This window comes from Amycolatopsis sp. La24 (assembly GCF_029087445.1).
Classification (GTDB): Bacteria; Actinomycetota; Actinomycetes; order Mycobacteriales; family Pseudonocardiaceae; genus Amycolatopsis; species Amycolatopsis nivea.
In genome coordinates this window covers 1-21,678 of the sequence record NZ_JARACH010000098.1, presented here as the reverse complement: position 1 = coordinate 21,678, position 21,678 = coordinate 1, and the positions used below count along the sequence as shown (strand labels likewise).

The window sequence follows — 21,678 nt, the reverse complement described above, 5'->3', positions numbered from 1 at the left end:
CACGGTAGAAAAGGAAAACGCGACAGGCCACCAACCATCACCCCGCCGCCGGCGCCCGGCAATGCTTCGCCGCATGAGGAAAAACAATCCCCCGATAGGCACAATCAATAACCGTGGGCCGCCGAGGCGCGGCGGTCCGGGCCTTCGCGACCCGGCAGACCTCGGCCGGCCGGTGCGGGGAGCGTCGGCGATCTGCAGGTCACGCCCGCTTCCCGGCTTTCGCCGGCGCTGGTGCGCACGGCTTCCCGCTCGTCTCGGCCCGGCCGCCGTTCGTCCGTGATTCGGCTCCGGTCGTGCTCGAGCGGTTGCCAGGCCCCGATGCGAGCGAAGAAGCTCTCCGGAGAATAGCCGAGTTCAGGGCGACGATACCGGATAATCGCGCCGGCGGAGCCCTCGGCGGGCAACGGCGCCTGTTTGTCCTGCCGTTGTCGCCGGTCGACCGTGCGGGAGGACCTTATGAGGCGCGAATTGCCGGATTCCATTGTGGCCGAAGTGCCTTCCGTGCCTCGTGGCCGGCGTTGACGAATGTTGATTCATTGCCTCGGGGCCGCCGCGGGCGGCGGCTATCCACAGTGGAATTGCGCCTGCGCCGGGTGCGGCAAGGCCCGCGCGAAGCCGGAGCACGCGACGGCGCACGCCGGGATCGCGGTTTCCGGCGACGGCGAGCGGTGGTTCCTGTTCAACGCGACTCCCGACGTCCTCCACCAGATCGCGGCGGATCCCGTGCTGCATCCCGGTCCGGGCATCCGGGAGACGCCGGTCGCCGGGGTCGTGCTGACCGACGCGGAATTCGACCACACCATCGGCCTGCTGATGCTGCGCGAGGAATCGTCGCTGACGGTGCACGGGACCTTTCCCGTGCTGGAGGCGTTGAACCTCTGGTTCCCGGTGCGGCAGCTGCTGAGCGACTACGCCGACATCTCCTGGTCCGAGGTCCGGGCGGGCGAGCCGGTCGATCTGGACGACCGGGTGCGCGCGACCCCCTTCCTGACCGGTTCCAAAGCTCCCCGCTACGTGGGGAATTCCCAGCTCCGCGAACAGCCGGCGGAATGGGAGGTCGGCTATCGCCTGGAAGACAAGCTGACCGGCGGGATCGCGGTCTACGCGCCGACGGTGCCGCGATGGGACGAGAAGTTCGAGCAGCAGGTGGCGCCGGCCGACTGCGTGTTCGTGGACGGGACGTTCTGGACGGACGACGAAATGTCCGAGACCGGCGCGGGAAACCGGACCGGCCGGTCGATGGGGCACCTGCCGGTCAGCGGGGACGGCGGATCGGCTCGCGCGCTCGCCGCGCTGCCCGCGAAGCGGAAGATCTACACGCACATCAACAACACGAATCCGATTCTCGACGAAGAGTCCCCGGAACGGCGCTGGGTGACGGACTTGGGCATCGAAATCGGCCGAGCCGGCTTGGAGGTGGAAGTATGAGCGTCAGGTCTGCCGAGGAGTTCGAAGCGCACCTGCGGTCCATCGGAGAGAAGCGGTACCACCATCTGCACCCGTTCAACGAGCGGATGCACGCGGGCGAGCTGTCCGAGGCGGAATTTCGCGGATGGGTGCGGAACCGCTTCTACTATCAGATGAATCTCCCGAAGAAGGACGCGTTCATCCTGACCAAGCTCCCTGGCCGGGACGACCGGCGCAGGTGGATCACGCGGATCACCGACCACGACGGCCGCACCGGCGACGAAGGCGGCCTCGAAAAGTGGGTCCGCTTGGGGAAAGCAGTCGGCTTGAGCCGGGAAGAACTGTACGACGTGGACACCGTTCTGCCCGGCGTGCGGTTCGCGGTCGACGCGTACGTCGACTTCTGCCGCCAGAAGCCGTGGCTGGAGGCGGTCGCGTCGGCGCTGACGGAACTGTTCGCGCCGGACCTGCTCAGCAGGCGGATCACCGATGTCCGGCGCCATTACCCGTGGATCGCGACGGAGGGCCTGGACTACTTCCGGGCCCGGCTCACTCAGCAGCCCAAGGACATCGCGCACCTGCTCGAATTGGTGGTCGAAAACGCGAAGACCGAGCAGCAGCAGGAAGCGTGCGGCCGCGCGCTGGAGTTCAAGTGCGACGTGCTCTGGAGCCTGCTGGACGCCGTGGAACTCGCCTACCGCAAGAGTTCGTGATGAACGAGCCGGAACTGACCGCCGTGCCGAAGCTGGCGACGAAGGCGATGCTCAAGCACGACAACGTCCGGGACGTCGAATTGCTCCTGTTGCCCGAACGCGTGGTGCTGCTGAACAAATCCGGGGCGGCGATACTGGGACTGTGCGACGGCAGCCGGACCGTGCGGCAAGTGGTCGACCAGCTCGAACGCGACTTCCAGGCCGCCGATCTCGCGAACGACGTGATGAAATTCCTGCACGACGCGCGAGGCCGGGGCTGGGTGGTGGTCGCATGACCGGCCTGCCGCAGCCCTACGGCCTGCTCGCCGAGGTCACGCATCAGTGTCCGCTGCATTGCGTCTACTGCTCGAACCCGCTGAACCTGCTCGACCGGCAGGACGAGCTGGCCACCGAGGACTGGGTGCGGGTGATCCGCGAGGCCGCCGGGCTCGGTGTCGTGCAGGTGCACTTTTCCGGCGGCGAACCGCTGGTGCGCGGCGATCTGGAGACGCTGGTCGCCGAATGCCGCGGCCTCGGGCTGTACACGAACCTGATCACCAGCGGCCTCGGGCTGACAGAGAGCCGGGCGGAATCTCTGGTCGCGGCCGGCCTCAACAGCGCCCAGCTGAGCATTCAGGGCGACGCCGCCGAGTCGACGAACCTGGTCGCGGCCAGCAAGCGGTTCGACAAGAAGGAGGCCGCCGCGCGCATCATCCGCGACGCCGGCCTGCCGTTGAACATGAACGTGGTGCTGCACCGGCTGAACCTCGACCGGCTCGACGCGATCATCGACGTCTGCGCGGAATGGGGAGCCGAGCGGCTGGAACTCGCCAACAGCCAGTACTACGGCTGGGCGCTCCGCAACCGCGAGCGGCTGATGCCGAGCAAGGCCCAGCTGGACGACGCGGTCGCCGTGTACGAGCGCCGGAAGGCCGAACTGGGGGAGCGGATGGAACTTCTCTGGATTCTCCCGGACTACTACGAGCCCTACCCGAAGCCGTGCATGGGCGGATGGGCGCAGAACGCGCTGACCGTCGCACCGGACGGCACCGTGTACCCGTGTCCGGTGGCCGCCGAGATCACCACGATGGCCTTCTCCTCGGTCCGCGACCACGACCTGGAGTGGATCTGGACGAAATCCGAGGCGTTCCAGGCCTTCCGGGGAACGGCGTGGATGCCGGATCCGTGTCAGAGCTGTCCACGCAAGGAGATCGACTTCGGCGGCTGCCGCTGCCAGGCGTTCGCGTTGACCGGCGACGCGGCGCGCACCGATCCGGTGTGCCAGCACTCGCCGGACCATCACCTGGTCCAGGACGCTCTGGTCCGCGCCAACCACAGCGACGGCGAAGCGGCGGACCTGGTTTACCGGCGTCCCGCCGTGCGGAGGCACTGACGGATGTCGCCGGCAGGCACCAAACTCACGGAGGAAGAGGCGTCGGCGCGGTCCGCGAGGGTCTCGCACGTCCGGTACGAGGTGGAACTCGACCTGACGACGGGCGAGCACGAGTTCGCGACGAGCACCGTCGTCCGCTTCCGCGCAGAGCCTGGCGAGGTCTTCCTCGACTTCGCGGGAACAGCCGCGTCGGTGGAGTGCAATGACAGTGAACTGGGGCCGGCGGCACAGGCCGGGACCCGCATCCGGCTGATCGCGAGGCCGGGGGAGAACACGGTGCGCGTGGCCGGGACCGCTCCGTATTCGCGCACCGGCGAGGGCTTGCACCGTTTCCGCGACCCGCTCGACGGGCAGGTCTACCTGCACACCAAGTTCGAGCCTTTCGCGGCGCACACCGTCTTCGCCTGTTTCGACCAGCCGGATCTGAAAGCGACGGCCAGCCTCACCGTGACCGCGCCGGATCACTGGACGGTGGTCGCCAACACCGACCCGGAAAAGCTGGTGCCGCTGGAGGGCGACCGCACCAGCTGGCGTTTCGCGCCCACACCGCCGCTGCCGACCTACTTGACGGCCTTCGCCGCCGGCCCGTTCCGTCGCGTCCAAGCCTTGCACGACGGACTGCCGCTGGGCCTCTACGCGCGGAACTCCCTCTACCGCGCATTGACCAGCCAGGCGCCCGAGCTCTTCGACGTGGTCCGCCGCGGGCTCGACTTTTACCGCCGGCTGTTCGACCTGCCGTACCCGTTCGCCAAGTACGACCACGTTTTCGCCCCCGAGTACGCGTTCGGCGGCATGGAGCACCCGGGCTGCGTCACGCTCAACGAGCGGTTTCTGTTCCGGCACCGGGTAACCGAGGACACGCGGCGAAGGCGAGCCGAACTGCTGACGCACGAGATGGCGCACATGTGGTTCGGCGACTACGTGACGATGCGCTGGTGGGACGATCTGTGGCTGAACGAGGCATTCGCGACCATGATGTCGGTCGTCGCGCAGCCTGAAGCGACGCAGTACGGCGAAGGCTGGACCGGCTTCGCGCATCACAACCTTCCCCTCGCCCGGCACGCTGACCAGTTGCCGACGAGCCACGCGATCCGGGTGGCGACGCCCGACACCGACGCGGCGCGCTCGAACTTCGGCCCGATCGTGTACCGGAAAGGCGCGGCGGTCCTGCACGAGCTGGCGGAGCGGCTGGGCTGGGACTCGTTCGTCGCGGGGGTGCGGAGTTACCTCCGGACGCACGCGTGGGGCAACGCCGGTCTCGGCGACTTCGTGGCCGCGCTGCAGCGCGCTTCAGGCGAAGAGGTCGGCCGGTGGGTCGAGGAATGGCTGCTGAGCAGCGGCGTCAATACCGTCGAAATGGTCCGGGGCCGGCTTGTCCAGCACGCGGATGTTCCGCCGCGGCGGCTGAACCTCCGGGTCGCCGCGTTCGACGACCGCGAGGGCGAGATGGTGCTGCGGCGCCGCGCGCACGTTTCGCTCGATTCGGCCGAGCGCGAGCTGACCGGCTTCGGCGATGCCGATCTGGTGGTGCCCAACGACGACGCGGTGAGCCACGTCAAGGACCGGCTGGACGCCCGGTCCCGGCAGAAGGCACTGGCGAGCTTGTCCGCGGTGGATGATCAGCGGGTGCGGGCGGTCGTCTGGGGAGCGTTGTGGGACGAGGTGCTCGACGCGCGCTTGCCGGCGCGGAGCTACGCCTCGGCCGTTCTCGCGCACGGGCCGGGGGAGAGCGATGCCGGGATACTGGAAGCGCTGCTGGATCGCGCGGTGCGGGCTGTCCGCGTTTACGGGGATCCTTTCCGCCGCACGGAGATGCTGGCGACGCTGGCGCACCGGGTGCGAACACTGCTGGCCGCCGAAGCTCCGGGCAGCGATCGCCAACTGGTCTTCGCCCGTGCCCTGGTCGGCGTCGTCCCGGCCGGGGAACACCGTCTGCTGAGCGAAATCGCGTACGGACGATCCCCGTGGGAGGACCTGGAAGTGGATCGGGATCTGCGCTGGCGCGCGGTGTTCCGCCTCGCGTCGACGGGACAAGACCTCGACGGATGCCTGGATGTCGCGGTGGATGCGGATCCCGGTGACAGCGGCCGCCGGAACGCCTTGACCGCGGAGGCCGCCCGGCCCGCGGCGGCAGCCAAGGAAGCGGGCTGGGAGCGGCTGTTCGACGGCGAATTTTCGCTCGCCGAGCGGAAAGCCGTCATGGCGGGCCTGGCGCAGCCCGAGCAAGAGGAACTGCTCACCCCGTATGCGGACCGCTACTTGAGGACGCTGGAAAGCATGCCGGGCGCCGTCGAACCGGAGTTCGCGGTGGCCTTCGCTCGCGCGCTCTATCCCCATTTCACCACCGCTGAGCAGCGCGTGCTGGCGGGTACTGACAGCCTGCTGGAAAGCACGGTGCTGCCGCGGAACGTGGTGAAGGTCCTCCGTGAGGAGCGCACCGAACTGCTGATCATGCGTGCGGCGCGCGCGTGCGACGCCGCGCTTCGAACGCACTGAATGGAAGGCGCAAGGCTTCAGTCGCGTGGGCAGACTGAAGCCTTGCGCCGGCTGGAGTGGCTGTCAGCCTCGGTAGAAGTAACCAGTGGCTTCAGCGCAAACCTCGACGACCGTGTACTCCGGCGTTTCCCACTTCACGTTATTTCCTCCTGTAGAAGGATTCCGGGCGAGTGCTTCGCCGGGAAGCATCCGCGACGCGGCGCGACTGCGGCCACCGATCTGAGCCGGACGGACGGGAAATAGCCACGGACGGCGGTTTTTCGGTGCTGAGCGGTATAAAACCCTTATCCGCCAAGGCATTTCGCCGCTCGACGGCCAGTGGGGAAGGCCGGAAACCCCCGCAGGTGACGTACTGTGCACCGTTCGTCTTCGCAGCGGCTACGTTCGTGTCCCTCGGATTGACCAGGCTCACGGGCCAGTGCAGGCTCAGTGCACACCGCGGGTCCCGTGACCGCGGGTCGCGCAGTCCGCGCACAGTCAGTGCTGCTTTCTCAGGCACAGTACGACGTATTCCGGAGCGAGAGGGGGAAATCGTGGTTCTTCCCTCAAAAATGCCTCAGCTCGCCGACCTCGACCTGCTGCTGTCCGTCGAACGCTACGGCAGCGTGGGGAAGGCGGCGCAGGCGCACAGCCTTTCCCAGCCCGCGGCCAGCATCCGGATCAGTGCCATGGAACGCAGGCTCGGCCTGCGGCTGCTCGAACGTTCCCCGACCGGGTCGAAGCTGACCGAGGAAGGGGAAATGCTCGCGAAGTACGCCCGCAACGTGATGCACGCGGCGCGGGAGCTGCTGGAGTTCGGCTCCGGTTCGTCCGGCGCGAGCCGGTTGCGGGTCGCGGGCAGCCCGGGCGTGTCCGAGCACCTGATCCCGGAATGGCTGAACCGGTCCGGGCTCTCGTTCGGCGAGGTGCGGGTGGAGGTGCGGACCGGCCGCGTCGACGAGTTGCGGCAGCTGATCCGGGCGGACCAGGCCGACGTGGCGTTCATCGACGGCTGGTGCCAGGCCGGAAGCCAGCTGCCGAAACAGTTCCGGGAAGGCCTGGTCACTCAGTACATCTGCGACGACAAACTGGCCGTGGTCGTCGGGGCAGTGCATCCGTGGGCGAAGCGCCCCGGTCCGGTGACGGTGGAGGAGCTCGCCTCGGCCCAGCTGGTGGTGCGCGAGCGGGGATCCGGGCTCCGGGAGTTCACCGACGAACTGCTGGGTTCCGCGCGTGCTTCGCGCAGCTACGTCGAACTCCCGTCCAGCGCGGCGGTCAAGCAGGTGGTCGCCGCGGGCAGGCGGGTGACCGTGCTGAACATCTCCACCGTCCGCTCCGAAATCGCGGACGGCAGGCTGCGGCTGGTCCCGGTCGAACAGGAGATGCCGGCGAAGCCGATTTACGCGGCGTGGAGCGAACGCCGGGGATTGCCCGGCCACGCGAAGGAGCTGGTCGAGATCGCGGCGGCGAAGGGCAGTCCCATGCCAGGCCCGCGGCCTGGCCCGAAAGTCACTAGCACAGGAGGAGTAACAATCGATGTCCACTCTTGACAAGATCGCTCGCATCATGGTCTCCGACCGGCGCGGAATCCTCGCCGCCGACGAGAGCATCGGGACGATGTCCTCCCGGCTCGAAGGGGTGGGTGTCGAAGCGACCGAGGAGAACCGGCGCGTGTACCGGGAGCTGATCGTCACCACTCCGAAGCTCCCGGAATCGGTCAGCGGCGTCATCCTCGCCGACGAGACGTTCCACCAGAAGCTGTCGAACGGCCAGACGTTCCCGCAGTTTCTCGCCGACCGCGGCATTCTCGCCGGGATCAAGGTCGACACCGGGGCGAAGCCGCTGGCGGGGGCGCCGGGCGAGAACGTCACCGAAGGGCTCGACGGGCTGCGCGATCGCGTGAAGAACTACGCGGCGCTCGGGGCGACCTTCGCCAAGTGGCGCGCGACGATCACGATCGGCGACGGTCTGCCGTCGGACCGCGCGGTGCGGGCCAACGTGCACGCGCTGGCCCGGTATGCCGGTCTGTGCCAGGAAGGCGGCATCGTGCCGATCGTCGAGCCCGAGGTCCTGATGGACGGTGCCCACTCGCTGGCGAAGTGCAAGCAGGTGACGACTTCCGTCCTGCGCTCGCTGTTCGACGAGTTGAGCCTGATGCAGGTGCAGCTCGACGGCATCGTCCTCAAACCCAACATGGTGGTCGCCGGCAAGGACTGCCCGGAGCAGCCGTCGGTCGAAGAGGTCGCGAAGGCCACTGTGGACGCTCTGCGGGAGACGGTGCCGTCTTTCGTGCCAGGCATCGCTTTCCTGTCCGGCGGGCAAAGCCCGGAAAAGGCGACCGAGCACCTCGCGGCGATGCAGAAGCTCGACCCGCTTCCGTGGGAGCTGACCTACTCGTTCGGACGGGCGCTGGTCGGGCCGGCGCTGGAGACCTGGCGAGGCGACGAGAGCAAGCGGGAAGCAGCGCAGAAGACGCTGTCGGACCGGGCGGTGGCGAACGCGGCGGCTCGCTGACCGCCCGACGAGGTAGCTCGGCCGATGCGAGCCACGGCTCGCATCGGCCGAGCCGGGCCAAGGGAATCTCCCGTTCGCGCACAGGATGGATGTCTATGAAGAGCAAGGAATGGGGCCTCGCCGCCGCGGAGACTGCCCGGCGCCCGGACGACGCCCTTGCCCTCGAACTCGTGCGCGGCACCGAGTCCGCCGCGCTCGCGGCCGGACGGTGGGCCGGGCACCGCGACGACAGCGCCGGACTAGCCGCCATGGACGCGATGCACACGTCGCTGCGCTCGGTGGCGATGGACGGCGTAGTGGTGCTCGGGGCGGGCTCTCAGGACGATGCCCCCGCCCTCTTCCACGGCGCGGAGGTGGGCACCGGCCAAGGCCCGGTGTGCGATATCGCGATCAGCATCGGCGATGGCGTGCTGTCGGAGGCTAAGGATGTGCCCCGCGCGCTGACCGCGGTGGCGGTCAGCGCGCGCGGCGCCATGGCCGACCTGGCTTCGCAGCACAGCATGGAGAAGCTGGCGGTCGGCCCCGGCCTCGCGGACGTCGTCGACATCACCCGCCCGGTGGCGGAGAACCTGCGGAGGATCGCCGGGGCGAAAGGGGTGCGGGTGTCGGACGTCGTCGTCGCGACGCTCAATCGACGCCGGCACGTGGAGCTCGCCCGGGAAATCCAGGACGCTGGTGCGCGGGTCCACTTGGTGGAGGGCGGCGAGGTCGCGGGCGCGGTCGCCGCGGCGCGGCCCGAGCATCCGATCGACGTGTTCCTGTGCACCGGGAACGCCGTGGAAGGAGTCATCGCTGCCGCCGCGTTGTCCTGCCTTGGCGGATCGATGCAGGCGCGGGTGGCGCCGGAAGGCCCCGCGGAGCGGCCGGGCACGGTTCTTCGCACCGAGGACCTGGTCGGCAAGGAGAGCGTGGTGTTCTGTGCCTCCGGGGTGACCAGCAGCGAGCTGCTGCGCGGCGTCCGGAACGACGGCGCGGGCCGCACGACCGTTCGGTCCCTCGTGCTGTGCTCGGATCCGGACACGGTGCGGGCGATCCGGTCCGAACACCGGTACGTCCGGGAGCGCGGCCGTGCGTGAGGCCGAACCTCTGCTCGCTCGTTACCGCGGGCTGATCTGCGACCTCGACGGAGTGGTGTACCGCGGGGCTGCCGCTGTCCCGCACGCGGTCGAGACCCTGAACGAGGCGGCCGCGTGCGGACTGCCGGTCGTCTTCGCGACGAACAACGCGTCCCGTCCTCCCGAGGACGTCGCTGACCACCTGCTCGAACTGGGGCTCGCCGGGGACGACTGGTCGGTGGTCACCAGTTCCCAGGCGGCCGCGGCGTATCTGGCCGGGCGGCTGGCTCCTGGCGCGCGAGTGTGCGCGGTCGGCGGCCCGGGCGTTGCCCGTGCGCTGGCCGAAGCCGGGTTGACGCCGGTCCGGGTCGCGGACTTGGCGGGCGCGCCGGTCGAGGCGGTCGTGCAGGGACTCGGCTACGACATCACGTGGCGGGAACTCGCGGCTGTCGGCTGCTTGGCGGAAGCCGGAGCTGTGTGGGTCGCCACGAACGTCGACCGCACGCTGCCCACGCCGTACGGGAAGGCTCCGGGCAACGGCGCGCTGGTCGCCTTGGTGCAGACCGCGACGAGCGCGTCCCCGCACGTGGTCGGAAAGCCGAAGGCGGCTTTGTTCGACTTGGCTCGCGCTCGGCTGGGCACTGCTCCGCCGGACACCTTGGTGTGCGGGGACTTGCTGGGCACCGACATCGAGGGGGCGAACGCCGCCGGCCTTGACTCGCTTTTCGTGCTGAGCGGATCCTCCCGGCTCCGCGATCTGGCTTTCGCGCAGCGGCGTTCCCGTCCGACGTATGTCGCCGCCGATGTGAGCGGGCTGCTCGCCCCCGCGCTGCCGCTGGACAGCACTTCGGCCGAGTGCGTCGCCGGCCTCGGACCGGACGGCATCCCCGCGCTGCCCGGCGGCGGTGACAACGGCCGCTTGCTCCAGGCCGTCGTCGCGGGCGCGTGGGCGGCTCGCGACGGCGGCCGGGCGATCTCCGACGACGCGCGGTTGTGGGAGCGGATCGAACAGCAGCTCGGCGTCGCCGGTCCGGGGTGATCCGGGCGCGGCCGCCGAGAAGGGGGCGCGCTGCGTTCTGCTTGCTGGCTGAGCGAGAAGATTGCTCCGCCGCTGTCCGGCGCCGGACAGCGGCGGACGGTCATTTTCCGGGCAGGGCAGGCGGTTCGCCGGTGCGTTCGTACTCCGACAGCAGATCGATCCGGCGCTGGTGCCGTCCGCCCTCGAATTCGGCGGTGAGAAACGCGTCGACGATGCGCTCGGCCTCCTCGACGGTGTGCATCCGCGCGCCGATGCCGGCCAGCAGTGCGTTGTTGTGCTGGCGTGCCAGCCGGGCGGTGTCCTCGTTCCAGGCCAGTGCCGCGCGTGCGCCGGGCACCTTGTTGGCGGCGATCTGTTCCCCGTTGCCCGAACCGCCGACGACGATGCCGAGGCTGCCTTCGTCGGCGACGACGCGCCGCGCCGCCTCGACGCAGAACGGCGGGTAGTCGTCGTCGGCGTCGTAGGCGGCGGGGCCGACGTCGGTCACTTCGTAGCCGAGGCCGGAAAGCCGTTCGGCGAAATGGTTCTTGAGTTCGAGGCCGGCGTGATCAGAGCCAAGATAGATTCGCACGGCGGCGAGTCTAGTGTCGTGCCCGGCGGATTGGCGGGAAACCTTTGCCGGACAGTCATTGGAATGCCTTATCGGCCGGAGTCACGGTGTCGCTGCCGTCGCAGGGGCGTGCGCGGCCGCTCCCGCTCGTCGACGGCGGCGCACCGTTCGGCACCGGTTGCCGACCGCTGGTGCACCGCCGGTTGCTGCCGCCGTGTCAAGGCGAAGAAGCTGGATCGTGACCGGGAGATTTCGTGACGGTGTCCTCGAGATCGAGCGGTTTTCGGGAGCAGCCAGCAGAAGGAGAACGACATCATGTGGGAAACCCCGGAGTACACGGTCATCGAGGTGTGTGCTGAGGCCACCGGCTACTTCTACCGGCGCTGACAGCCCGGCCGCACCGGCCGTGTTCCGCGAATAGGCATGGGCGCGAGGTTCCGGACGCGGGACCTCGCGCCCATCTCCGAGCGCGCTCGATCCCCCTGGAGAGGCGGTCCCCGTGAATCTCGAATTTCTTCCGCTGGTGGCGCTCGCGTTCGGCCTCAGCCTGGACAATTTCCGCTCGTCGATAGCGATCGGAACCATTCCGTTCGGCTGGCGCCGAGCGGTGCAAGTCGCCCTGGTCTTCGGACTCTGGGACGCACTGGGCCCGCTGCTGGGCGGGTTCGCCGGCCGCTACCTCGGCGAATTCGTCGGCGACTGGGGCGAGTACGTCGGCGTGGCCGCGCTGGGACTGTACGGCCTGTACTTCCTCGTCTCGGCGATCCGGAACCCGGAGACGGAAGCGGAAGACCTGGACCATCCGTGGGTGACGCTCTTCGGGCTGCCGTTTTCGCTCACCGTCGACAACTTCCTCGCCGGGGCCGGTCTGGGGATCGCCGGATTCTCTTTGGTGATCCCGATGTTCACGTTCGGCGCGATGACGGTGGTGCTGTCGCTCGCCGGGCTGTTCGTCGGCCGGATGGCCGCCAAGGTCATCCGGATCCGGGCGGATCTGCTCAGCGGCATCTCGCTCGTCGGCGCGGCGATCCTGTTGCCGCTCGCCTTCGACTGAGCGACGGGGGAGGACCGCGATGCCCGAGAATCCCGACACCCACGTCTATCGCACCTACGACCGGGTCCTGGCCGGTTCCGGCCGGTCCGGCAGGCGGAATCCTCCGGTGGCCGGCGGGAAATCCGGCGACTGGTGGCCGCACCGGCTCGACCTGAAGGCGCTGCACCGGAACGGTCCCGCGAGCGACCCGATGGGCGCGGATTTCGACTACGCGCGTCACTTCGCGACGCTCGATCTCGACGAACTCGCGCGGGACGTCGACGAGGTGCTGACGACCTCGCAGGAGTGGTGGCCCGCCGACTTCGGCCACTACGGGCCGCTGGTGCTGCGGATGGCCTGGCACGCCGCGGGAACTTACCGCGTCAGCGACGGCCGGGGCGGGGCCGGCGCCGGAATGCAGCGCTTCGCTCCGTTGAACAGCTGGCCGGACAACCGGAACCTGGACAAGGCACGCCGGCTCCTGTGGCCGGTGAAGCGCAAGCACGGCCGCAAGATCTCCTGGGCGGATCTGATGGTCTTCGCGGGCAACCGGGCGCTGGAGTCCATGGGCTTCAGGACTTTCGGGTTCGGGGGCGGCCGCGCGGACGTGTGGGAGCCCGACGAGACGTACTGGGGCCCGGAACGCAAGTGGCTGGCCGACGAACGCCACCACGGCCTGCACGAGCTCGAAGAGCCGTTGGCGGCGGAGGAAATGGGGCTGGTCTACGTCGATCCGCAAGGCCCGGCCACCAATCCCGACCCCGTGCTGGCCGGTCGCGACATCCGCGAGACCTTCAAGCGGATGGGGCTGAACGACGAGGAAACCGTGGCGCTCATCGGCGGCGGGCACACCTTCGGCAAGACGCACGGCCCGGCGGACCCGAACGCGACCGGCGGCCCCGAACCCGAGGGCGCGCCGCTGGCCGCGCAGGGCCTCGGCTGGCTGGGCGGCAAGGGCCCCGACGCGGTGACCAGCGGGCTGGAGGGCATGTGGACCCGCACCCCGGTCACCTGGGACCACACCTTTTTCGAAACGCTTTTCCAGTACCGGTGGGACGTCGAGCTCAGCCCGGCGGGCCTGTGGCAGTGGATCCCGAGCGGCGGAGAGGGCGAGGGCACTGTTCCGGATCCGTTCGACCCGGACGCGAAACACCATCCGGTCATGCTCACCACCGACCTCGCGCTGCAGGAGGACCGGGTCTACGCGCCGATCGCGCGGCGGTTCCTCGAGAACCCGGAGGAGTTCGAGGACGCGTTCGCGCGCGCCTGGTTCAAGCTGACGCACATCGACCTGGGACCGATCGAGCGCTACCTGGGCCCGCTCGTCCCGGCGGAACGGATGATCTGGCAGGACCCGGTGCCGGAGGCGGACCACGAACTCGTGGACTCCGGCGACATCGGTGCGCTCAAACGGGAAATCCTCCGCTCCGGGCTGACTGTGGCGCAGCTCGTTTCCACGGCATGGGCGTCCGCGTCGACCTATCGGGACAGCGACAAACGCGGCGGGGCGAACGGCGCGCGGATCCGGCTGGAACCGCAGCGCGGCTGGGCGGTGAACGAACCTGAGCGGCTGGACGTCGTTCTGGCGGTGCTGGAAGAGATCCAGCAGCGATTCGCCGCGTCCGCGCGCGGCGGCAAACGCGTCTCCCTGGCCGATCTGATCGTGCTCGGCGGATGCGCCGCGGTGGAACAAGCCGCCGCGGCGGGAGGCTGTCCGGTCGAGGTCCCGTTCCGGCCAGGGCGCACCGACGCCACCCAGGAATGGACCGACGTCGCGTCCTTCGGCGCGTTGGAGCCGGCAGCGGACGGCTTCCGCAATTACCTGGGCAGCGGATGCCGCATGGCCCCGGAACACCTGCTGATCGACCGGGCGAGCCTGCTGACGCTGACCGCGCCGGAGACGACCGTGCTGGTCGGCGGATTGCGAGTCCTCGGCGCCAACCACGGGGGATCCCCAGCCGGGGTTCTGACCGCGGCCCCGGGTGTTCTGACCAACGACTTCTTCGTCAACCTCCTGGACACGGGAACCGAGTGGGAGCCGCGCGGCGACGGCTACGAAGGCCGCGACCGGGCCACCGGAGAGGCGAAGTGGACGGCGAGCCGGGTCGACCTCGTCTTCGGCGCGAACGCCGAACTGAGGGCGATCGCCGAGGTCTACGCCGGCGACGACGCGCGTGAGAAGTTCGTCCGGGACTTCGCCGCTGCCTGGGCGAAAGTCATGGAACTCGGCCGGTTCGACCCGCGCTGAGGATCCTCTCGTGCTGAGGTCCGTGAAGGGCTCCTTGAGGGAATCTGGTTCCCGCAAGGAGCCCTTCACGACCCTCGCCGCCGATCTGACTCAGGGTTCCCCTCACAGACGTCAGCCGGAGCGGAGCAGCAACGCGGCCCCGTCGATGCTGCGCATCGCCCGTAACGACGCCGCGCGCCGCGCTGCTGAGAAAACCCAATGTGTCCATTGTGGACTGTACCGGTGTGGTCCCGCGCACACGAGCGGTACCAGCCGGCGGGGGAACGGCGCCGATCCGCCCTTCGGTGGCAACGGATATCGGAATTGCTTTCCCCGGCGTAGGGTCGGATTTCGTTACCGGCTCGGGAATTTCCCCGGTCGACCCGGTAATCGATGCGGGTGCTTCGGGAAAGCTGTCAGAAGGTTCACGTGTGCTGACGAGGAGGTGACGTCCGATGACCATTGCCGAAGAGCGAGAAGACCTCTTGGCGGAACTCAGCGGACAGAACAAGGCGACCATCGGAGCCGTGCTCGGCACGGGCTCGGTCGGCAAGGCGACCGAGCGTGCCGACGGCACCATGGAAGCGACCATCCGGATTCCGGAGGACGCGATGCAGTGGGAGCCGGGGATCCTGATCCTGCCGCACGGCGGCGTCCTCGAGCTGACCATCATCAACGACGACAAGAACACGCACGCCTGCCTGCTCCCGAGCAACGGCGACCGGCAGTTCATCGGCCTGCTGAACCACTCCAAGGGCAGCGCGCGGCTCGAACTGGACGGCCCCGGCTGCTACTGGTACGGCTCGCCGGCGGGCAACGACGAGGGCAGGGGCCTGACCGGAGCCATCGTCGTCACCGGCGAGGTGCCGCCGGAAGCCAAACTCGACCGACCCGCCCAGCCGCGGCCGTAACAGGGAGGAACAGCCATGACCCTCGAATACGTCGACGCCGGCCGGGCGTTCAACCACAACAAGCTTTCCAACATGCCGCACAGCGCTCCGGACGTGACGAGCGGCATCAACTACGAGCGCATCCTTCAGGCGCGCAGCGAATCCCAGAACTGGATCACCTATTACGGCGCTTACGACGGCCAGCGGCACAGTCTGCTGGACCAGATCAACGCCGACAACGTCAAGAACCTGAAGGTCGCCTGGATCCACCAGGCGAGCGCCACCGGCGTGATCGCCTCCACCTCGACCTACGCGTTCGAGGCGTGCCCGATCGTCGTCGACGGCGTCATGTTCGTGACCGGCTGGGACGGCTGGCTCTGGGCGCTCGACGCGCGGACCGGCGAGCAGCTGTGGCGCTACAAGCACGCGATTCCGGTCGACGTGACGCTGTGCTGCGCGAACGTCAACCGCGGCTGCGCGGTCGCCAACGGCAAGGTCTACATGGTGACCCAGAACGCCCAGCTGGTGGCTCTCGACGCGACCAACGGCGAGAAGGTCTGGCAGAAGACCATCGGCGACGTGCGCGCCGGCGAGAGCGCTTCGATCGCCCCGCTGGTCATCAAGGACACTCTGATCACCGGTTCCGCCGGCGGCGAGTACGGGGTCCGCGGCCACATCGACTGCTGGGACCTCGAGACCGGCGAACAGCGCTGGCGCACCTACACCGTCCCGAAGCCGGGCGAGCCCGGCTCGGAGACCTGGCCCGCCGACGGCGAGGCATGGCAGCGCGGCGGCGCGAACCACTGGGTCACCGGCACGTTCGACCCTGAGCTGAACCTCTACTACGCGGGCACCGGCAACCCGGCTCCCGACTTCGACGGCGAGGTCCGCGAGGGCGACAACCTCTACACCGACAGCGTGGTCGCGCTGGACGTCGACACCGGCGAGATCAAGTGGCACTACCAGTTCACCCCGCACGACCTGTGGGACTACGACTCCACGATGGAGATGACCCTGTTCGAGCGGGACGGCAAGAAGCTGCTGGCCCACTTCGACAAGAACGGGTACATGTTCGTCCTCGACCGCACCAACGGCGAACTGCAGCACGTCACGCCGTTCGTCGACCGGATCGACTGGGGCGTCATCACCCGCGACGGCAAGGTGACGCCGCGGAAGTACCCGGACAAGGAAGGCGAGCCCTGCCACTTCTTCCCCGGCCCGGCCGGTGCGAAGGAATGGACGCACGCGTCGTACAACCCGGACCACGACCTGTTCTACGTGCCGGTCGCCGACGTGGGCGCCACCGCCACGCGGCGCCGTCGCGAGTTCAAGGAAGGCATGCCCTACTGGGGAGCCGCCGTCGAGGTCGACATCGACAACATGGCCGGTTCGGTCAGCGCGTTCGACTCGCACGGCGAGGAGAAGTGGCGCTACCGGATGGATCTGCCGATGGCCGCGTCGACGCTCAGCACCGCGGGCAACGTGGTGTTCGCGGGCACGCCCGCCGGCGAGTTCATGGCGCTGCACGCCGAGACGGGCGAGAAGCTCTGGAGCTTCCAGTGCGGCAGCGGGCACCACAGCAGCCCGAGCACCTATTCCCTCGACGGCAAGCAGTACATCACGGTGCCGGTCGGCTGGGGCGGCTGGCTCGAAGGCATTGTGCCCGGCATGTCCGGCCAGGGGCACGGCGCCGCGGTGATCACCTTCTCGCTGTGACCGGAGAATCGGTGTCGGCGGGAGGCTCCAGGAAAATTGCCGGGAGTTTCCGTTAGTGCCCGCCCGGTGCTCGAATCGCCCCGACGATTCGAGCACCGGGCGGGCTTTTTTCCCGATAAGCAACGACCGGAAAGGTGAGCTGGAATGAGCCAGTCGTCGACGGCGAAGCCGGAACGCGGAGCCGAACTGCTTTCCTGCTGGAATTGCGGGGAGGATTACCGGCGGGAGGACCGCGCGCGCCATACCGAACCGGTGCGGTGCGGGCCGTGCATCGTGTGCGCCGGAAAGCCGGCGTGCTGCAGTTGCCGTCTCATGTATTGCGTGTGCGAGGTGCACCGGTACCGCGGCTGAAGCGCCTCAGATCGCCAGCGCCCGCCGCACCGCCGGGGTGTTCCGCCGGGAAACCGGCACCATGGTCTGTTCCTGGTCGTCCATGACGAGGAACAGCTCGCCCTTGTAGCGGCGCTCGACCTCGCGGATGCGGCTCAGGTTCACCACGTACTGGCGGTGCACTCGCAGGAAGCCCGCGTCGCCCAGTTCGGTTTCGAGCTTGTCGAGGCCGGGAGAGGCGGAGCGCAGCCGTCCCTGGTCGGTCGACAGCCACACGTCATTGCCGTCCGACTGCGCGAACGAGACTTCCGGAAGCCGCAGCAGCACCATGCGGTTTTCGCGGGTCGCGACCATCCGGTGCGGCTGCGCCCGCTGAGGGCCGTCCTCGCCGGACCGGGGCAAGGGAACGCCTTCCGACGTCCCGAAGGTGACCAGGTTGCCCAGCAGGTGCCCGGACAGGAACACCGGCCGGAAGCTGATCGGCATGGGTTCGGCGGCGAGCCTGGTGAAGATCTGCGTCGAGCCGAGCCAGTCGTGATTGCGCGTCGCCTGTTTCGCGGCGTAGACGGAAGCCTGGATGAATTCCGGCAGTTCCGGTTTCCACCGCACGGCGGGATCGGGGGCGGGCGTCGAGCCGGGAATGCCGAGAAGCACGCTCGCCGTGTCGTCGGCGAGCACCACCCGCCCCGAGGGATCGACTGCCGCGAGCGCCGCGCTCGAGCGCGCCCTGGCTTCGTTGAAGGCGGCCATCAATTGAGCACCGTCGTCTTGGGCTCGGCGGCGCAGAATGCGCTGGGTCATGGTGGCGGCGTTGCTGAGCCAAGCGCCGGCCGCGCCGGGAAGATCGCCGCGCCAGCACGAGATGTTGAGCACCGCGACCGATTCCCTAGTCACCACGTCCCGGATCGCGACTCCGGCGCAGTTCCAGTCGTGGAACGCCTGGCACCAGTGTTCCGCGCCGCGGATCACCACCGGCGCGTAGGACATCAGCGCGGTGCCCATGCCATTCGTCCCGGTGGCGCCCTCGGACCAGCAGAACCACGGCGCCAGGTTGGCCTCGGCGGCGACGGTGCGGGTGGCCGGGTCGCCCCATTGGGCCAGGACCCGTCCGCTCGCGTCGGTGATGGTCACGATGCCGCCGCCCGCGTTGACCTCGTGCGCGAGCGCTGCGGCGCGGAAGCCGAGTTCCGCGATGACGACGTCGCGCTCCAGTGCCTGGTCGACTTCGGCGACGGCGACCGGAGCTTCGGTGAGGAGCGGATCGACCCGGAACTGGTCCCGGCACCGGTGCCAGGAAATCGCGACCTCGGGCCGCACGCCGCGGAGGTCGTCCTCGCCCCGGGCGAAACGTTCCCAGGCCTGGTACACCGTTGCTTCGCCACGGTTGCGTGCTGCCGCGTCGAGCCGGCGTACGTCTGCCATGTGAGACCGCCTTTGGTCCGGTGCAGATCCGAACGGGTGCGGCCCGGGTCGTCCGGGCGCTCACGGAAGCTAAGCTCCGGCTCGGCGCGGCGGCAAGCCGAGCGGGATGACTGCGGGCGAATGCCGGATGAACGGCGGCGGAACGAGGACGACCGGCGGTCGTCCTCGCACCAGCGGCGGCCCGGCCCGGACCGGGCCCGCCTGCCCTACCCTTCGGAGCGCGCGGCGTGCGCTTGACCTGGGCGGCGTCGCACGGAACGATTTTCCGCCGAACGGCCACGAGCCGGGAACATCGTCCCGTATGACGGGAAATCCGGATCGCCCGCCCGCGGCGGGACAACGATCTTGTTTGTCTACAACTTCGTGACTGGGCGACGCGGACATGTCTTGTAATGCCGCGCTACGCCGAGTTACGTTGGTTACCGCTGTCACAGCCCGGCGGTCCCAGGGGACCCCGGTGCTCGAGGCGACGAGGAGGTCGCGATGACCGTGAGCGTGCCGCCGTTGGCGATTGCACCGAGTGAGTCCGGCAGACGCGGCGACCTGGCGGGCGGCTCGCTGGAAACCTCGTCGTCAGCGAGAGAAGTGGCTCAGGCCTGGGAAAGCTTCGCCGCGGGAGAGGACATCGAAACCGGCGTCCGCCCGGAGATCCTGGCGTCGTGGTACCGGTGCCGGGACCGCTACGAGGTGGACCGGACGCTGGACGTCGCGCCGGGCGCACGGGGCGACGACATCCAGCGCCTCGACAACGGCGTCATCTTCACGACGCTCGGCGGCCTCGGCGCGCTGGCCGGTCGTGAAGTGGAGCAGGACGGCGCCGTGGTCACGGTCGCGGACGGCGACGGGCGCGTCCTCGGCGCGTGGGGCGATCCCAGCGCGCGGCGGCGGGCCGAACTGCACAATCTCGCCCCGTGGTCGTCCTGGTCGGAGCAGTGCACCGGCACGAACGGGATGGGCACTTCGCTGGAGGTGTCCGGTCCGGTGACCGTGACCGGGCCGGAACACTGGTGCGAAGCGTTCCACCGGTGGTCCTGCGCGGGCATCTCGATCCGCGACGTGGTGACCGGTTCGCCGGTCGCGTCGATCAACATCTCGCGGTGGAACGCGGCGTTGTCCGAACTGGTGCCCGCGTGGCTGACGAAGGCCGCCGCCTGCGTCGAGCAGGAGATCTACCGGCGCGCCATTTACGAGGCCGACAAAGTGATCTCCGAGTTCAACCGCAAATGCGATCAAGTCGCCGACCCGTTCCTGGCGATGGACCGCGGCGGCAACGTGATCGCGGCGAACGACGAGGCGGTGTCGCTGCTCGGGCTGACTCCCGAAAGCGGTATTTCACCGGGCGCGACCGAACCGGCGAAACGCTGGACCCCGGACATTTCCGGGCTTCCCGAAGTAGTGCGGTGGGCCAAGGAACGCGCGCAGGGGCCGGCTCGCTGGAGCGGCTACGCGTGCCTGCCCGTGAGCCCGGGAGAGGACGCCACCCCGGTGACCCTGCGGCCGGTCCTCGACTCGGACCACGTGGTGGGGATGCTGTGCGTGTTCGGGGTGCGTGAAGGGGAACCGTACGAGGAACGCGCGGAAGCCGCGGTCGGCCCGCTGCCCCGGCGGATCGTCGGGATCCGCAACGAGCGGCTGGTGCTGCTCGCCCCGTCGGAGATCCGCTACGCCGAGGCCGACCGGAACATCGTGTGGCTGAACACGGAACGGGGAAGGATCCAGGCCGCGACCCGGGGACTGGACAACATCGAGCGTTCGCTGCTGTCCTGCGGGTTCAGCCGGGTGCACCGGCGGTTCCTGGTGAACCTGCGCCGGGTGGCCGAGCTGGAACGGGGCATCAAGGGCGAGCTGTTCCTGATCATGGACCCGCGGTCGCACGAGTCGGTTCCCGTGTCGCGGCGGCAGGCTCCCGAATTGCGGAGGATGCTCGGCATCTGAGGTCCGCGGCGGGAGAGGCGATCGGGCGCACGGGAGCGCCCGGCAGCTGAAGCGCGGCGGCGCGGGCGCCCTCGTGCGGAGGATGTCCGGCGGCCGGACTTCGCGGCGGCAGGAACCCGTGCCGCGGAGGACGCCCCGGCAGCCGGGCCGGTCTCGCGGCCGCGGCCTCCTGCCCCGCGGGGCCGCGGCTCAGCGTTTGGCGCTTTCTGCCTGCCTGCGCAGCCCTTCCACGGCGCGGGCCGGGTCGTCGGCCGCGTACACCGCCGAGCCGGCCACAAAGCAGTCGACGCCGGCCTCCGCCGCCTGTTCGATCGTGTCGCCGTTGATGCCGCCGTCGATCTCCACCACCAGGTTCAGGTGCCCGGTGTCGACCAGCCGCCTCGCGGTGCGCGCCTTGTCCAGGACCTCGGCGATGAACTTCTGCCCGCCGAACCCGGGTTCCACCGACATCACCAGCAGGGTGTCGTAGTGCTTGAGCACGTCCAGATACGGCTCCAGCGGGGTGTTCGGCTTGATCGCGAGTCCTGCCCTCGCTCCTGCCGCGTGCACGTTCTTCGCGAGCATGACCGGATCGTTCGCGGCTTCGACGTGCACCGTGACGTTGTAGGAACCCGCTTCCGCGTACCCGATCGCCCACCGGTCCGGGTTTTCGATCATCAGGTGACAGTCCACCGGGATGTCCGTCGTCGCCAGCAGCGACTGCACGACCGGCAGGCCCAAGGTCAGATTCGGCACGAAATGCGCGTCCATGACGTCGACGTGCAGCCAATCCGCACGTCCGTGCACGGCGGCCGCTTCGTCGGCGAGCCGCGCGAAATCGGCGGAGAGGATGGACGGGGCGATCAATGGTTTATTCGACACGAGACAAATCGTAATTTCGGTTCGCCGCCGACGGGCATTGCTTGTGCGTATCGGGGGATTGCTTTTGCGCATGTGGCGCGGTGTTGCCGGAAACGGACCGGCGAGGCGATGGTGGAACGGAGTTCATCGACGACGGCGA

At 69.0% G+C, this 21,678-nt stretch carries 17 protein-coding genes; 14 read left to right on the top strand and 3 right to left on the bottom strand.

Going from position 1 to position 21,678, the window contains the following annotated elements:
• Positions 1 to 525: 525 nt before the first annotated feature.
• From pqqB to PUT80_RS44180, 9 genes are all read left to right on the top strand, one after another.
• Entirely contained in the window at positions 526 to 1,428 is a 903-nt protein-coding gene (gene pqqB, locus PUT80_RS44220) for a pyrroloquinoline quinone biosynthesis protein PqqB (protein WP_275295709.1), read from the top strand.
• Positions 1,425 to 2,120, top strand: coding sequence for a pyrroloquinoline-quinone synthase PqqC (gene pqqC / locus PUT80_RS44215; protein WP_037820720.1), 696 nt, complete (start codon positions 1,425 to 1,427; stop codon positions 2,118 to 2,120). The genes pqqB and pqqC overlap by 4 nt, the downstream gene beginning before the upstream one ends.
• On the top strand, positions 2,120 to 2,395 hold the full coding sequence (gene pqqD, locus PUT80_RS44210; RefSeq protein WP_037820723.1) for a pyrroloquinoline quinone biosynthesis peptide chaperone PqqD: 276 nt from the start codon (positions 2,120 to 2,122) through the stop codon (positions 2,393 to 2,395). Before pqqC ends, pqqD begins: the two co-directional genes overlap by 1 nt.
• Positions 2,392 to 3,492, top strand: a complete 1,101-nt coding sequence (gene pqqE, locus PUT80_RS44205) for a pyrroloquinoline quinone biosynthesis protein PqqE (RefSeq protein ID WP_275295708.1) — start codon at positions 2,392 to 2,394, stop codon at positions 3,490 to 3,492. The genes pqqD and pqqE overlap by 4 nt, the downstream gene beginning before the upstream one ends.
• A gap of 3 nt (positions 3,493 to 3,495) precedes the next feature.
• Positions 3,496 to 5,988, top strand: a complete 2,493-nt coding sequence (pepN, locus tag PUT80_RS44200; protein ID WP_275295707.1) for an aminopeptidase N — start codon at positions 3,496 to 3,498, stop codon at positions 5,986 to 5,988.
• A gap of 551 nt (positions 5,989 to 6,539) precedes the next feature.
• Positions 6,540 to 7,517, top strand: coding sequence for a LysR family transcriptional regulator (locus tag PUT80_RS44195; protein ID WP_275295706.1), 978 nt, complete (start codon positions 6,540 to 6,542; stop codon positions 7,515 to 7,517).
• Positions 7,504 to 8,481, top strand: a complete 978-nt coding sequence (locus PUT80_RS44190) for a class I fructose-bisphosphate aldolase (protein ID WP_275295705.1) — start codon at positions 7,504 to 7,506, stop codon at positions 8,479 to 8,481. Before PUT80_RS44195 ends, PUT80_RS44190 begins: the two co-directional genes overlap by 14 nt.
• A gap of 95 nt (positions 8,482 to 8,576) precedes the next feature.
• A complete protein-coding gene (locus tag PUT80_RS44185) occupies positions 8,577 to 9,557 on the top strand; it encodes a fructose-bisphosphatase class II (RefSeq protein WP_275295704.1) in 981 nt (326 codons plus the stop codon).
• On the top strand, positions 9,550 to 10,575 hold the full coding sequence (locus tag PUT80_RS44180) for an HAD-IIA family hydrolase (protein ID WP_275295703.1): 1,026 nt from the start codon (positions 9,550 to 9,552) through the stop codon (positions 10,573 to 10,575). Before PUT80_RS44185 ends, PUT80_RS44180 begins: the two co-directional genes overlap by 8 nt.
• Positions 10,576 to 10,675: 100 nt before the next feature.
• On the opposite strand, the gene PUT80_RS44175 is transcribed toward PUT80_RS44180, so the two are convergent.
• A complete protein-coding gene (locus PUT80_RS44175; protein ID WP_275295702.1) occupies positions 10,676 to 11,146 on the bottom strand; it encodes a ribose-5-phosphate isomerase in 471 nt (156 codons plus the stop codon).
• 478 nt (positions 11,147 to 11,624) lie between these two features.
• On the opposite strand from PUT80_RS44175, the gene PUT80_RS44170 reads away from it, so the two are divergent.
• The 4 genes from PUT80_RS44170 (at position 11,625) to PUT80_RS44155 (ending at position 16,991) form a co-directional block, all read left to right on the top strand.
• Positions 11,625 to 12,179, top strand: coding sequence for a manganese efflux pump (locus PUT80_RS44170; protein WP_199818213.1), 555 nt, complete (start codon positions 11,625 to 11,627; stop codon positions 12,177 to 12,179).
• Between the two features lie 19 nt (positions 12,180 to 12,198).
• Positions 12,199 to 14,406 carry a catalase/peroxidase HPI gene (katG, locus tag PUT80_RS44165; protein ID WP_275295701.1) on the top strand — a complete coding sequence of 736 codons (2,208 nt, stop codon included), beginning with the start codon at positions 12,199 to 12,201 and terminating at the stop codon, positions 14,404 to 14,406.
• Positions 14,407 to 14,840: 434 nt separating this feature from the next.
• Positions 14,841 to 15,296 carry an MSMEG_3727 family PQQ-associated protein gene (locus PUT80_RS44160; RefSeq protein ID WP_037820734.1) on the top strand — a complete coding sequence of 152 codons (456 nt, stop codon included), beginning with the start codon at positions 14,841 to 14,843 and terminating at the stop codon, positions 15,294 to 15,296.
• 15 nt (positions 15,297 to 15,311) lie between these two features.
• On the top strand, positions 15,312 to 16,991 hold the full coding sequence (locus tag PUT80_RS44155) for a PQQ-dependent dehydrogenase, methanol/ethanol family (RefSeq protein ID WP_037820735.1): 1,680 nt from the start codon (positions 15,312 to 15,314) through the stop codon (positions 16,989 to 16,991).
• A 357-nt stretch (positions 16,992 to 17,348) separates the two neighbouring features.
• On the opposite strand, the gene PUT80_RS44150 is transcribed toward PUT80_RS44155, so the two are convergent.
• The gene (locus PUT80_RS44150) at positions 17,349 to 18,743 is read right to left on the bottom strand and encodes a DNA-binding protein (protein WP_275295700.1); all 1,395 of its coding nucleotides are present in this window, start codon (positions 18,741 to 18,743) and stop codon (positions 17,349 to 17,351) included.
• A gap of 483 nt (positions 18,744 to 19,226) precedes the next feature.
• On the opposite strand from PUT80_RS44150, the gene PUT80_RS44145 reads away from it, so the two are divergent.
• Positions 19,227 to 20,678 carry a DNA-binding protein gene (locus PUT80_RS44145; protein WP_275295699.1) on the top strand — a complete coding sequence of 484 codons (1,452 nt, stop codon included), beginning with the start codon at positions 19,227 to 19,229 and terminating at the stop codon, positions 20,676 to 20,678.
• A gap of 189 nt (positions 20,679 to 20,867) precedes the next feature.
• Here PUT80_RS44145 and rpe read toward each other — a convergent pair whose 3' ends face one another.
• Positions 20,868 to 21,524 (bottom strand): ribulose-phosphate 3-epimerase, encoded by a 657-nt coding sequence (gene rpe, locus PUT80_RS44140; RefSeq protein WP_134734447.1) that lies wholly within the window; start codon positions 21,522 to 21,524, stop codon positions 20,868 to 20,870.
• Positions 21,525 to 21,678: the final 154 nt, after the last annotated feature.

Bases quoted from the DNA above. Each gene is read 5' to 3' on its own strand.
- pqqB (WP_275295709.1), top strand. From the start codon at position 526: ATGTTGATTCATTGCCTCGGGGCCGCCGCGGGCGGCGGCTATCCACAG.
- pqqC (WP_037820720.1), top strand. From the start codon at position 1,425: ATGAGCGTCAGGTCTGCCGAGGAGTTCGAAGCGCACCTGCGGTCCATC.
- pqqD (WP_037820723.1), top strand. From the start codon at position 2,120: ATGAACGAGCCGGAACTGACCGCCGTGCCGAAGCTGGCGACGAAGGCG.
- pqqE (WP_275295708.1), top strand. From the start codon at position 2,392: ATGACCGGCCTGCCGCAGCCCTACGGCCTGCTCGCCGAGGTCACGCAT.
- pepN (WP_275295707.1), top strand. From the start codon at position 3,496: ATGTCGCCGGCAGGCACCAAACTCACGGAGGAAGAGGCGTCGGCGCGG.
- PUT80_RS44195 (WP_275295706.1), top strand. From the start codon at position 6,540: ATGCCTCAGCTCGCCGACCTCGACCTGCTGCTGTCCGTCGAACGCTAC.
- PUT80_RS44190 (WP_275295705.1), top strand. From the start codon at position 7,504: ATGTCCACTCTTGACAAGATCGCTCGCATCATGGTCTCCGACCGGCGC.
- PUT80_RS44185 (WP_275295704.1), top strand. From the start codon at position 8,577: ATGAAGAGCAAGGAATGGGGCCTCGCCGCCGCGGAGACTGCCCGGCGC.
- katG (WP_275295701.1), top strand. From the start codon at position 12,199: ATGCCCGAGAATCCCGACACCCACGTCTATCGCACCTACGACCGGGTC.
- PUT80_RS44160 (WP_037820734.1), top strand. From the start codon at position 14,841: ATGACCATTGCCGAAGAGCGAGAAGACCTCTTGGCGGAACTCAGCGGA.
- PUT80_RS44155 (WP_037820735.1), top strand. From the start codon at position 15,312: ATGACCCTCGAATACGTCGACGCCGGCCGGGCGTTCAACCACAACAAG.
- PUT80_RS44150 (WP_275295700.1), bottom strand. From the start codon at position 18,743: ATGGCAGACGTACGCCGGCTCGACGCGGCAGCACGCAACCGTGGCGAA.
- PUT80_RS44145 (WP_275295699.1), top strand. From the start codon at position 19,227: ATGACCGTGAGCGTGCCGCCGTTGGCGATTGCACCGAGTGAGTCCGGC.